This is a genomic window from Colwellia sp. 75C3 (genome assembly GCF_002836255.1).
Classification (GTDB): Bacteria; Pseudomonadota; Gammaproteobacteria; order Enterobacterales; family Alteromonadaceae; genus Colwellia.
Window position 1 is genome coordinate 40,061 of record NZ_PJAU01000058.1, and the last position, 13,741, is coordinate 53,801.

The 13,741-nt window shown below is 36.6% G+C and carries 10 protein-coding genes; 4 read left to right on the top strand and 6 right to left on the bottom strand.

Going from position 1 to position 13,741, the window contains the following annotated elements; all coding sequences use genetic code 11:
* Positions 1-151: 151 nt before the first annotated feature.
* On the bottom strand, positions 152-2,545 hold the full coding sequence (ppsA, locus tag CXF85_RS17070; RefSeq protein ID WP_101229849.1) for a phosphoenolpyruvate synthase: 2,394 nt from the start codon (positions 2,543-2,545) through the stop codon (positions 152-154).
* 452 nt (positions 2,546-2,997) lie between these two features.
* Between ppsA and ppsR the strand changes: the two genes are divergently transcribed.
* A complete protein-coding gene (gene ppsR, locus CXF85_RS17075; RefSeq protein ID WP_101229850.1) occupies positions 2,998-3,807 on the top strand; it encodes a posphoenolpyruvate synthetase regulatory kinase/phosphorylase PpsR in 810 nt (269 codons plus the stop codon).
* A 210-nt stretch (positions 3,808-4,017) separates the two neighbouring features.
* Positions 4,018-5,070 (top strand): 3-deoxy-7-phosphoheptulonate synthase, encoded by a 1,053-nt coding sequence (locus CXF85_RS17080; RefSeq protein WP_101229851.1) that lies wholly within the window; start codon positions 4,018-4,020, stop codon positions 5,068-5,070.
* 92 nt (positions 5,071-5,162) lie between these two features.
* On the opposite strand, the gene CXF85_RS17085 is transcribed toward CXF85_RS17080, so the two are convergent.
* On the bottom strand, positions 5,163-8,531 hold the full coding sequence (locus CXF85_RS17085) for a PAS domain S-box protein (RefSeq protein WP_198555680.1): 3,369 nt from the start codon (positions 8,529-8,531) through the stop codon (positions 5,163-5,165).
* 381 nt (positions 8,532-8,912) lie between these two features.
* Positions 8,913-9,392 (bottom strand): low molecular weight protein-tyrosine-phosphatase, encoded by a 480-nt coding sequence (locus CXF85_RS17090; protein WP_232771246.1) that lies wholly within the window; start codon positions 9,390-9,392, stop codon positions 8,913-8,915.
* A 203-nt stretch (positions 9,393-9,595) separates the two neighbouring features.
* Here CXF85_RS17090 and ybaK point away from each other — a divergent pair, with 203 nt between their 5' ends.
* On the top strand, positions 9,596-10,063 hold the full coding sequence (ybaK, locus tag CXF85_RS17095) for a Cys-tRNA(Pro) deacylase (RefSeq protein ID WP_101229854.1): 468 nt from the start codon (positions 9,596-9,598) through the stop codon (positions 10,061-10,063).
* Positions 10,064-10,193: 130 nt separating this feature from the next.
* Here ybaK and CXF85_RS17100 read toward each other — a convergent pair whose 3' ends face one another.
* Positions 10,194-11,852: a M28 family metallopeptidase gene (locus tag CXF85_RS17100; protein WP_101229855.1), complete on the bottom strand. Its 1,659-nt coding sequence runs from the start codon at positions 11,850-11,852 to the stop codon at positions 10,194-10,196.
* A 221-nt stretch (positions 11,853-12,073) separates the two neighbouring features.
* Between CXF85_RS17100 and CXF85_RS17105 the strand changes: the two genes are divergently transcribed.
* Positions 12,074-12,397, top strand: coding sequence for a hypothetical protein (locus tag CXF85_RS17105; protein WP_101229856.1), 324 nt, complete (start codon positions 12,074-12,076; stop codon positions 12,395-12,397).
* A gap of 28 nt (positions 12,398-12,425) precedes the next feature.
* Here the strand turns inward: CXF85_RS17105 and CXF85_RS17110 are convergent, their stop codons facing one another.
* Together CXF85_RS17110 and CXF85_RS17115 are read right to left on the bottom strand one after the other, a co-directional pair.
* Positions 12,426-12,689 carry a hypothetical protein gene (locus CXF85_RS17110; RefSeq protein ID WP_101229857.1) on the bottom strand — a complete coding sequence of 88 codons (264 nt, stop codon included), beginning with the start codon at positions 12,687-12,689 and terminating at the stop codon, positions 12,426-12,428.
* 150 nt (positions 12,690-12,839) lie between these two features.
* Positions 12,840-13,733, bottom strand: coding sequence for a LysR substrate-binding domain-containing protein (locus CXF85_RS17115; RefSeq protein ID WP_101229858.1), 894 nt, complete (start codon positions 13,731-13,733; stop codon positions 12,840-12,842).
* Positions 13,734-13,741 lie beyond the last annotated feature (8 nt).

Sequence of the window (13,741 nt, forward strand, 5' to 3'; positions counted from 1 at the left end):
GAATAGTTTGGTATACCTTATGCAATGAACGTACTTGGTAAAAATTCTCATTACAAGTGAGTAAATTAAGATATAACCGACAAATTAAGCACATAAAAAAGCGACTTATCTAATCAATAGAGTAAGCCGCTTTTATTCGCCTAGCGTAAAACTAGCCGTTATCTTTTTTCGCTAATTGCTCAGCAAGATATAACCATGTTGGTAACACTGTATCTGGGTTTAACGAGACACTATCAATGCCCTGCTCTACTAACCAAGCAGCAAAATCTTCATGATCTGAAGGTCCTTGACCACAAATACCGACGTATTTACCACGTGCTTTACAGGCTTTTATCGCCATCGCTAATAAGATTTTGATCGCTGGGTCACGCTCATCAAATAAATGCGCGATTAAACCTGAATCTCTATCTAAACCAAGGGTTAACTGAGTTAAGTCATTTGAACCAATAGAGAAGCCATCAAAGTAATCAAGGAATTGATCTGCTAATAATGCATTGGAAGGTAACTCACACATCATAATAATGCGTAAACCATTCTCGCCACGTTTTAAACCATGCTCAGCTAAAATATCAATAACCGCTGCCGCTTCACCTAAGGTACGTACAAATGGGATCATCACTTCAACGTTGGTTAAATCCATATCGTTACGGACACGTTTTATCGCTTCACATTCAAGAGCAAAACAATCTCTGAAATCTTTAGAGATATAACGTGCAGCACCACGATAACCAATCATAGGGTTTTCTTCGTGCGGTTCATACGCTTCGCCGCCAACAAGGTTAGCGTACTCATTTGATTTAAAATCAGACATGCGCACAATAACTTTCTCTGGTGAGTATGCTGCCGCTAACGTTGAAATACCTTCCGTTAGCTTAGCAATATAAAACTCAACAGGGTTATCATAACCCACGATAATTTCATTAATCTCGTCTTGTAAATCAGCCGATTGGCTATCGAAATTAAGTAGCGCTTTAGGGTGAATACCAATCATTTTATTGATGATAAACTCTAAACGCGCCAGACCAATACCAGCATGTGGTAAGCGGGCAAAAGCAAAAGCTCTGTCAGGATTACCAACATTCATCATGATTTTAAGCGGTAATTCTGGCATATCATTAATTTCAGACGTTTTCACGTCGTAATCTAGCTCGCCACGGTAAATAAAACCGGTATCACCTTCTGCACATGAAACAGTAACATGATCGCCGGTGTTTATAAGTTGAGTAGCATTACCACAACCAACAACCGCAGGAATACCCATTTCACGTGCAATGATAGCTGCGTGACAAGTTCTTCCGCCGCGATTAGTCACAATCGCTGAAGCGCGTTTCATGATAGGCTCCCAATCGGGGTCTGTCATATCAGTAACTAACACATCGCCCGGTAGAATTTTATCCATTTCTGCTAGTGACGATAAGACCTTTGCTTCACCGCTACCAATTTTGTGACCAATTGAACGACCTTCACAAACAACCGTTACGTTATCGTTAGTTTGTAATTGAAACTGTTCCATTACATTGGCATTTTCACGACTTCTAACTGTTTCAGGACGTGCTTGAACAATATATAGCTTGCCATCTAAACCATCTTTAGCCCATTCAATATCCATTGGATGGCCGTAATGGTTTTCAATTATTACCGCTTGTTTAGCCAATTCTTCAACTTCGCTATCCGTTAATGAAAAACGGTTCGAATCAGCTGGGTCAATATCAACAATTTCAACTTGCTTAGAATGTTCTTGGCTATCTGAGTAAATCATTTTAATGGCTTTGCTACCAATATTACGACGTACTACTGCAGGTTTTCCTTTAGCCAATGTTGGTTTATGAACATAAAATTCATCAGGGTTTACTGCGCCCTGTACCACCATTTCACCTAAACCAAAGCTTGAAGTGATGAAAACAACTTGGTCAAAACCAGATTCGGTATCAATAGAGAACATAACACCTGAAGCAGAAATATCACTACGCACCATTTGCTGAATACCAGCAGATAACGCCACACCACGATGGTCATAACCTTGATGTACGCGATATGAAATAGCTCGATCATTAAAAAGCGATGCAAATACATGCTTAATAGCAATCATGACTGAGTCAAAACCACGAACGTTTAAAAAAGTTTCTTGTTGGCCAGCAAAAGAGGCATCTGGCATATCTTCTGCTGTTGCAGAAGAACGTACTGCAAAAGATGCATCGTCTGAGAAGTCACCGGCAAGTTTTGCATATGCAGCTTCAATATCACTCTGCATTTGAGGAAGAAATGGTGTATCAATAATCCATTGACGAATAATAGCACCACATTTTCCTAGCGCACTAATGTCGTCAACGTCTAAATCATCAAGGAGTTGGTAAATTTTTTCATTAATACCGCTTTGCTCTAAAAATTCATTAAATGCAAACGACGTAGTCGCAAAGCCCGTAGGGACTTGCACGCCAACATTTGCTAAGTTAGAAATCATTTCACCAAGTGATGCATTTTTACCGCCGACACGGTCTACATCATTCATGCCTAAGCTTTGATACCAAAGAACATTTTCTTGCACGTAACTTCTCCAATTAAAAAATAAATTTGTTTGATTGTATCTATTTATTTGTAGCGTAATACCAATTCTATTAAATTAATTCACAACTCAGAGCTATGTCAACGTTTTAATAACAAGCTAAATTGATTTAGATCTAGTCACTCTAAATCAAATAAATTTAGTGCCGTTACTAGAACGCTGACAAGCTCCCAAAGGGCAAGTTTAAAAGGCTTAAATGTTGCGTTATTGATTTTAATAAGGGAATAACCATTATTTGCAATCAATGCCTTACCTATTAAGCCTTTTAATTCTTGCTGAGTGGGAAATAACTTAATAGACTTGGTATCATTACATTCTACACTGCCAGTTGTACAAACTTAAAGACAAAAAGAAATATAAGTTAAAAGTTTTCAGTCTAACTTTCACAATAAAATTATCACTGCTAAATAACTATTCAATAAGAAGAATTAAATATGCGATCAGCTTTTTATATCTCGGATGGTACCGCCATAACATCTGAAGTTTTCGGTCATGCGCTCTTGTCACTTTTCCCGACTGAATTTCAACATCATACCATTTCGTTTGTTGAAACGACCGAGAAAGCCCTTGCTGCAAAAGAGCGTATTAACAAAGCCACTAATCGCGCAGGTCAACCTTCCTTGGTGTTTCATACCTTTGTTAATAACGATATTCGTGAAATTATTGAGAGCTGTGATGCGGTTCTTTATAACTTTTTAGAACCCTTTGTTGCCCCTCTTGAAAAAGAGTTAGCGATAAAAGCCAAACCTAAAACACATAGAACCCATAGTATTCATGAAAATAGTTATGATTACCGAATTGAAGCGGTGAACTATGCCTTGGCCAATGACGATGGTTCAAACGTCACTAATTATGATGATGCTGATGTTATTTTAGTGGGTGTTTCACGATCAGGAAAAACCCCCAGTGCACTTTATTTAGCATTGCAATACGGCATAAAAGCGGCAAATTACCCTTTCACTGATGATGATATGGAAGAACTTAAAATTCCTATTTTCTTGAAACCTTTTCATAAAAAGCTGTTCGGCTTAACCATCGACGCCCAACGCCTAATCGATATTAGAGATGGCAGAATGGCTAATAGCAAATATTCCTCGGCAAGACAATGTCGTATGGAAGTAAGAGAAGTAGAAAAACTCTATAAAAATGAGAAGATACCCTTCATCAATACCACCAAGCTTTCTGTTGAAGAAATTACCGCTAAAATACTGACAGAAACAGGCTTACAGCGTTACAAATATTAAATTGAATTACGAATAATTGCCTAATATGAATCTTTTAGTAAGTTATTCGATTTTTATTGCTTTATATTCGCTTTAATCTGTAATAACAGTTCACTTTAGTGGCTAATTTAGCTATGTTATCGCGCATAAATTACTTTATGCGCGACGTACTACTGCCCATGAAGAAGCCAAACTTAAATCAAACTAAAACGAAATAAAAATTAGAACTTCATGACGATTAAAACTGATGAATTACGTACTACGCTAATTGAAAATTTAGCCTCTCCTGCACAACTTGCTGAGCAAATACCGTTAAGCACTGCGACAGCAGATTTCATTATGCAAAGCCGTAAAGAAATTGAAGCGGTCATTAATGGTGAAGACAAGCGTTTATTAGTGATTATCGGCCCTTGCTCTATTCACGATACTACCGCTGCTGTTGACTACGCTAAAAAATTAACCGTTTTACGTGACAAGTATAAAAATGAATTACTCATTGTTATGCGTGTTTATTTTGAAAAGCCGCGTACTACTGTTGGTTGGAAAGGCTTGATCAGTGATCCTGATCTAGATAAGTCATTTCACGTTGCCAAAGGTTTAAAACTTGCCCGTAACTTATTAGTCGAAATTAATGACTTAGGGTTACCCGCTGGTACTGAATTTTTAGATATGGTTACCGGTCAGTATATATCTGACTTAATCAGCTGGGGCGCTATTGGGGCACGTACCACCGAAAGCCAAGTACACCGTGAATTAGCCTCGGCACTTTCATGCCCTGTTGGCTTTAAAAATGGCACTGATGGTAATGTTAAAATTGCCCTTGACGCTATTCAAGCCTCAAGTGTTCCGCATGTATTATATTCGCCTGATAAAAGTGGCCAAATGTGTATCTACCAAACCCATGGTAACCCCTTTGCTCACGTAATTTTACGTGGCGGCAAAGTACCTAATTATCATACTGCTGATATTAAAGATACTTGCCAAAGACTTGAAAAAGCCTCTTTACCGCAAAGCATTATGGTTGATTGTAGCCACGGTAATAGCTATAAAGATCACAATAAGCAAATTGATGTTGCTCGTTCGATAGCGGAGCAAATCAGTCAAGGCGAAGACAGCCTATTTGGTGTGATGATTGAAAGCTTTTTAGAAGAAGGTAATCAAGCTGTTAAGGCAGATACACCGTTAACATACGGAAAGAGTATTACTGATGCTTGTGTTGATTTAGCCGTAAGTGACGACATTTTAGCATTATTGGCTGATTCAGTTAAAACTCGTTTCGCTTAAATAGGCAAAAGTATAATTAATCAAATAAAAAAGGGAGCTTATAACTCCCTTTTTTATAATCTAAATAGTATTACTCACTTTATAACTATTCTCTATGACTGAATTAACGCTTCTATGACCGAAATTAGTTCACTGCCTCGGTATGGTTTATTCAACAAAGGTTTTATTTTTTCAGCTTGAGTCGAATCTTTTTCATCAAGATAACCACTCACAAAAAGGTACTTTATTGAAGGTACTAATTCTTTGGCTTTTTCAATAAATTCAAGCCCCCCCATTTTAGGCATCACTACATCAGTGACGATCATGTCAATATGCTCATCACTTAAAAGCGCTAATGCTTGTGTTGCATTGTCAAAACTAAAAACCTTAAAGCCAGCGTTGTTGAGTATTTCACTATTTAATGAGCGAATTTCATTTTCATCATCAACAATGAGTAACGTATAATTTCTTGCATCAAACTTAATATTACCATCGCTAATAGTGGCAGGTGATTTTTTAGTGATTTTCTTTTCTACAGTGACAGGAAGGTAGATTGAAAAAACTGTACCTTTATTGATAACAGAATCGACATTAATAACACCGTTACATGATTTCACAAAGCCATAACATTGTGATAAACCAAGCCCATGGCCCACGTTTCCTTTAGTAGTATAGAAGGGTTCGAATATTTGGGAGGACACTTCTTTACCCATGCCACAACCGTTATCTTCAATGGTCAATTTTACATGCGGTCCTGCTTGAAAAGACATATCAAACTTGTCATCGTTACTCAGTATTACGTTCTCTGTTTTGATCTTTAATTTGCCACCACTGGGCATGGCATGCATGGCATTAATTGACATATTCAACAGTAGATCTTCCAATAAGCCTTTATCAGCACAAGTCAATCGCAGCTTAGGATCTAACTCTAACTGTAAAGATATTTGGCTAGTGAGTAGCGTTACTATCATATCCTTATTCATTAAGATAACTTCATTGAGAGAGAGTAAGCTAATGTCTGCAGATTGATTTTTGTTAAATGCTAATAATTTTTCAGTTAATTTAGCACCTCTTTCACTAGCGGCTGATATGACTGATAAATATCGGTTATCCAACTCAGTGGTTGGAGCATCTAACAGTAAACTACAATAACCGGTAATTATACCTAGTATATTATTGAAATCATGAGAAATCCCACCAATAACCTTACCCAATGATTCCATTCTTAGACTGCGGTTTATAATTTCATTTTGTCGCTCTACTTCGGTTAAATCTTGGAAATTTGCAATGAATCTTGCTTTGCTTTGTTGATTTGAGGGTAATTCAGCTATTGAAACTCTAATAGGAAATTCATGGTGTTGTTTATGCAAAGCAAGCACATCGCGTCCTTGGCGATTACCAACCATCGCTGATTCATTTCCTTTTAAAAAACCTATCAAGTAGCTATCGTGTTGTACCGCATGATGATGGGGAATAAGTAGAGAGACATTTTTTCCTACAATTTCATTGGCTTTATAGCCAAATATATTTTCAGCTTCCGGATTAAAGGTTAATACAACACCGGTGTTATCAGTAGTTAATACACCTTCAAGCATGCTATTAATAATTTGTAGCTGCTCTACTTTGGTTGATTCAATTAATTGTCGATGCTCTTCTAACTCTGTAATATCTTCCCCTCTAAATATAAAACCTACAATGTTGCCCACATCATTTTTATAAGGCGTATATGTCACGTTCAGTAGTTTTTTTCCTAAGGCTTTAAAATTAATAGTTTCTGTATCTTTAATGATTTCACCTAATAAAACCCGCTCAGTCAGGGGTTTTATTTTTTCAATAAAAATATCTTCACCCAAAATATCGCTAATATAATGATTTTTTATCTCCTTTTTAGATATTCCATGATATTTACAATAGGTAGGGTTGACCATTTGATACTTATAGTTTGTATCGATAAATGCTATCAAGTCAGTTGAGTCATCTATGATGCGTCTATATTTTTCTAATACGTCTAATTGCTTATTTCTATCGGTTAAATCTATAATAAATACAATAAATTCTTGCGAGTCATATTTAAATAATGAACCACCAATCAGTATTGGTACTCTTCTGCCATCCCTATGTAAATACTCTTTTTCGAAGGGCGTCCAATAACCTTTCTCTTTTGCTTCTTCAATAGCCTCCATGTCTAAATGAAGAAACTCTTTCGGTGTTAAATGTTGCCAATCAATATCACCGTTATGCAATTCTACTTCGCTATAACCTAACATATTTAACAGGGCACTATTTGCATCCAGGATATTACCCTCAGCATCAGAATGAAGTATTCCGATAAAGTTAGATTCTTTCCATCGTTGAAAACGCTCCGCTTCAGCGTGTAATTGCCCATTCGTATCAGTTAACTGCTTTATAGCATCATGCAAAGTCACCTCAGCAAGCAGTTGAGATGAAAACATTTCATTAAATGAATCCCCTAATTTATTTACTTCCGTTAACTTGGAACTTTGTGCCCTTAACTTTATATTTCCTTCGTTAATGCCTAAAACGACACGCTGTAATGCAAGTATTGGTTCAGATATTTTCCGACTCAAATAAATTGAAATAACGATAGCGAAAGTAATAACAAGTAAACCAAGCTGTAGAATAAAAGATTGTAAATGAACTAATTGTTCAAAAACTTCATTATTGTCTATTTTAACTATCATACCCCAACTCATCTCTGGTATATGGCGAGATATAGCAAGTACTGGTACTGCTCGGTAATCAACATAGTCCTTTAATATGCTTGATTCGCCTTGCATAGCGAAGGTGATGGGGATATCTAATTTATCTTTTGGTATAATAATATTAAATGCAGAGTTTTCATTATGCCTAGTTGGCGTTAAGAACATGGTGTTACCTTCGATATTCCTCCCAGCAAGTACCACTTCTCCCGTACGACCTAGCCCGGTATAGTCGGAAATAATGTTGATCAATTCTTGGCTAGAAAACTCAACAGATATATAGCCAATATGTTTATCATTTATGTACAACCTTTCTAAAAAACCGACAATTAACCTATCATCGTCCCCTTTAAATATTTGAATATTGAACAAGTTTTCTGTGCTTTGTTTTGAGTAGTTAAAAGTATGTCGATGGTGTGAATTTATTTCTCTTTCCGTTGAAACTATAAGGTTTTGTTCAAGAGAAATAATAGATAAATCCTCGATGTTACTTGATGAATTTTTTGCATCAACGAGTATATTCAATATTGTATTTATGCTAATTTTTGAATCGATTTTTTGTACCTGTCGTACCAATACTTTTAACTGTGTACTATTGGAAATTAGGTTTACCGATTCTTTTTTACTGCTTAATAACTGACGTATACGCTTATGTTGTAAAGTAGCTACATCGTTAAGTTTTGCAATACTATTATCATGAAGTAACTTTTTACTTTCTGCTGATATAAAAAAATAGCTGAATAAAACAGGTAAAATTGACATTAAAACTAATATTATTATCAGTAGTTTTTTTATTTTCATATTTTTTTTAAAGCCTGTAGAGTTGTTTTGATAAAAATAATTTAATCAGGGGTAATCAAAAATATTTTATTAAGCTTTAAAATATCATGACTTAAATCTAGTTCAGATTAAGAAAAACAAAAAGTTATAACGTCATTTTATTTATTGATGTTTAGGTGCTGAGTTTCGATGGGCATTGAAGTGACTTTGCTAAGTCTAGTGTGGTTTTACTTTCAAACATAGAATAACCCTTGTAGTTTTACGATAGTTAAACTTTACAAAGGTTATACCGTGGTACTTTTTATACTAATTGCTCGCTGTGAGCCGGAGAAGATCAGCAGCTATGAGGATAAATATGTCGGTTTATATTTTTGCTAATAAACCTTCACTTGCCGCTTCAACTAAATCGAGTACATAATCAAAACCTTTGGCACCACCATAATAAGGATCTGGTACCTGGTCTTCTTCGTGTCCTGCGGCAAAATCTAACATTAAGTGTATTTTTTCTTCCGTTGCGGGAGGCGCTACTTTTTTTAACTCTTCAATATTGTCATGGTCCATAGCTAAAATGAGGTCAAAGTCGTTAAAGTCCTGTAGCGTCACTTTACGTGCTTTAATGCCATCAAAAGAATATCCCCGTGCAACACCCGCTTTTTGAGCGCGGTGATCAGGTTTTTCTTTAGCATGAGCACCCAAAGTACCCGCAGAATCAACTTTTAATGCTAGACCTTGTGCTGTCATTTTATGCCTAAAAACAGCTTCCGCACTAGGCGAACGACAGATATTACCCATACAGACAAATAGTACAGACTTAATTCCCTTTACGTTTAAACTATTAGACATTGCTTGGTACCATTTTCGAATTGCATATTTATTAACATCATAACTTCAAAATGATTTGTATTTTAATGTTAAGACGTTTATTTTGATATTTTATTGTCTATTTTTTTCATCAACAAATAAAGAAAAATTTCACTGAAAGTGACATTCCGCTAATACTTATGTTTATTAGTTATGTCCAAACTGACTATGACAAAGAGATTTACATGACACCCGCAATTAATGCCGCTAAGAAAATTAACATTTTTTATCACCTTCATGAGTACAGCCATGATGCAGCAAGTAAATCTTATGGTGATGAGGCAGCAAAAAAACTTGGTCTATCTACCGAGAGAGTTTTTAAAACTTTAATAGTAAATATTGATAATAAAACGTTGGTGGTTGCTGTGCTTCCTGTGTCGGCAATGTTAAGTATGAAGTTAATCGCTAAAGTGTTCGCGGGTAAAAAAGCCTCGATGGCCGACAAAATGGCTGTTGAGCGTTCAACCGGTTATGTGTTGGGCGGGGTTAGCCCTCTAGGTCAAAAGAAAACCTTAAAAACAGTAATCGATTCCTCAGCACAACAATTTGCAACTATGTTTGTCAGTGCTGGGAAAAGAGGTTTAGAAATTGAATTAAGCCCGCAAGATTTACAGCAAGCCACTCAAGCAAAGTTAGCTGACATTTGTCAGTAACCTTTCAAATATAAAAAAGTCACAAAAAAGCGGTAGTGCTTTATGGCTACTACCGCTTAGTTTATGAAGTACATATACTAATTCTTAAAAAATATATGCACTTCCATTAAAACAACACCTAACGCTATTCTTATCTTTTAAATTCAGACGTTTTACTCCACTGTGGCCAAACGTCTGAAGCAGATAATTCAACACCAATTTCGAAGAACAATTGCATGTCTTCAACAGCGCCTGTTAAGTCCCAATCTTCACTGTATTCATCACAAAGACCGTGATAACACTTACCAAGAATTGGGTCTAACTTAGCACGTAAAGCAGCTGTAGCTTCATCTGCCGGTACAGCACCACCTTTTGCATATAACGCTGGAATACCTACGTTAGCAAAAGCAAAGTGATCAGAGCGGTAATAAATGCCTGCAGCAGGTCTTGGATCACCTGAAATATCACGGTTTTGCTTTAACGCAGCTTTAGTTAAAAAATCATCTAGCTCTGATTGGCCTAAACCATATACAGCAACATCTTTACTCTTACCGTTAACATTTAACGCATCCATATTAATGTTAGCAACTGTTTTGGCGGCTGGAATAACTGGGTTTGCTGCATAGAACTTAGAGCCAAGTAAGCCCTGCTCTTCTGCCGTTACGGCTAAAAAGGTAATTGAACGCTCAGGTGTATTAGGTAGTTTTGCAAATGCTTCAGCTACTTCGATTAAGGCAGCAGTACCGGTAGCATTATCACGGGCACCATTGTAAATTTGGTCGCCGGTTTTAGTTAAATCAGTACCTAAGTGATCCCAATGCGCCGAGTATAAAATATGCTCATCCGCTTTTTTATGACCTGGTAACGTCGCAATAAAGTTATACGAGATTGATTTTTTGATTGTATTTTTAACGGTAATCGAAGCATCCAAATTACCCATATCAATGTTGAAACTGCCTTGTGAAGCACGTTCTTTCATTTTATCAAAATCTAGACCGGCTTTTTCAAACAACTCGTTTGCAACAGTACTGTTAATCCAACCTTCTACTGCAACTCTGTCTTTATTTAAATCATCACGTTGAAAACTAAACTGAGGACCAGTCCAAGAGTTTTTAACTACCGACCAACCGTATGAAGCTGGTGCAGTTTCATGGATGATAATTGCCCCTTCAGCGCCTTGACGGCTCGCTTCTTCATACTTATATGTCCAACGACCATAATAAGTCATGGCATTACCGGTAAATAACTCAGGGTCTTGTGTAGCAAAACCAGGATCATTAACTAAAATAACAACCGTTTTACCTTTAACATCAAGGCCTTTATAATCGTTCCAGTTATATTCTGGCGCGTTAACACCGTAACCAACAAAGACTAGCTCTGAATTTTTAAGCTGCTCTAATTCACTAATTCGGGCACTACCCATTACCATATCGGTACCGTGCTGGTAGTTTTTTCCACCAATAGCCAATGTCATATCAGTTGACGCTTCAATTGATACTAACGGTACTTCTTGTAAAAAACTGTCGCCATTACCTGGCTTAAAGCCAATTGCGGTAAACTGCTCAGTTAAGTAGTCAAGGGTAAGTTTTTCACCTTCACTTGATGGCGCACGACCACCGAATTTATCAGAAGATAAGACTTTTGTGTGTTCGATTAATTGCGCCGTATTAATACTGTCATAACTTGCGCTAATATCTTGAGCACTATTCACTTGTGAGGAGTTGCCTTGTGAAGAGTCATCCGACGTTGCAGCAACACAACCGACTAACACTGTGGCTGAAAGAAGTGATAAACCAATTTTTTTTATCATAATTATTATACTTATACCGAGAAAAAGATGGTCGCAGTATAAATGGTCTCAAAACAACTAACCAGTATCTATATGTAAATCAACGCCAGCAAAGATAAGCGAACTGTCAGGGTCAGTTTCCACAGTGGGAAATAATCACCTAAGGTGAGATAGATTTTAAATGCGCACTAGTTTACAGTATCGAAATTGTTTACAACCCACACATTGCCTTTAAGAATATAATGAAAGAAACCTTAAAAGAACTCTCTGAGATAGTAGCCCAAGCCAATGATATATTTTTTGAACGTCATAAAAATGTAGATACTTTAATGGGCATTATGGATAAAACATTACGTAAGCAAGGCATGAACGCCGATGCGATAACAATAGACTGTATCGCCATCAATAAAAAAATAGTGCTGGTATTACATGATAGTAAACCTGATTTAGTCGACATTGCCCTAGGTGACAAAGCTGGGGACGTACACTCTTCATCAGAACATGTATTAAAAGACGTTAGCATTAGTCAAATAATAACGATGATGGAAGAGAACTTTCTTAATTGAGTTATGGAAAATTCAAACCAACGGATTTTTATACCATTATATCGTTAGCCGTTTTTATGTGAATATTGCCCCTAGGTAATGTAAATCTAGGTAAAACCATACCGCGCTTTAATAAGCCTTCAAGTTTTCCATCAATGAAAATAGCGAGACCTGAAAATACTAACGTTATTAATGGCACATAAACAATCGAACTAACAAAATCTCCTTTAATATAAATGTTTACAGCCATTGGTATACTTAGTAGTAACACGGTAATGATTCGATAAATCACCAAAATTTTTGAACTTAACATTATTCATCCTTGGGTTAGTCGATAATTTAGCTATTTATAACTGGATTTAGCGACATATTTGATAAAGCAATGTTAGTGGTATATAGAGTGTGTTACAAAAGGATAATATTCACTGTATAGATGAATTAAAATCACCTATATAGTGAAAAACTAAATAACTTTCAAATTATCTAACTTCATTAACCAGTCAAGAAAACAGTGAATGTCATGACGATCTTGATCTTCTTCACGGTATACTGCATAGAGTGCTTGTTGAAAACTAGTACCTTGCTCGAACGGTAACACCAATAAATTACGTTCAATTAATGAATGTTCTATCGGCATTATCGCCAGTGCCAAACCAAGTCCTTGTTCTGCTGCTTGTAAAGAAGCATCGTAATTACTAAAGGTTAATTTATGCTGATATTGCATTTCAGGTAACTGCATGGCTTCCGCCCAAGTCCGCCAAACATTGTCCATATTAGCGAGATCGATAAGTGGTACCTGACTGATTTGTTCAGGGGAAGTAAGTTTATGTTTTTTGGCAAAGTCTGCCGTACATACAGCGTGGGCAGTAAGGTCCAGTAATTTTTTAACCACGACACCTTGCCAATCCCCTTTTCCTACACGTAAAGCTAAATCACAGTCGTCATAACGCAAATCTGAAACATTCATCCCCGTTTCAATGCGAATATCAATATCTGGATGCTTCTGTTGAAAAAGGCTTAATTGCGGAATAATGACATTACTCGTCATGGTCGGAAAGGCTGATATTTTAAGTGAAGGTGACGAAAATTTATTACGAACAACCTTTGTACCTTGCTCAAGCTTGTCTATGCCTTGCTGAACATAATGTAAATATACTTTTCCAGCGGCATTTAATGCAACACCACGGCTTTTTCGTTGAAACAGCTCAAAACCTAAAAACGTTTCTAGCGCTTTAATTTGATGACTTACCGCCGAGGGTGTTATAAATAATTCAGCCGCAGCTTGTTTAAAGTTTTCATGGCGCGCGGCGGCTTCAAAAATTCCAAAAAGGTGTAATGCTGGTAGTTTATTTGACATATTAATAT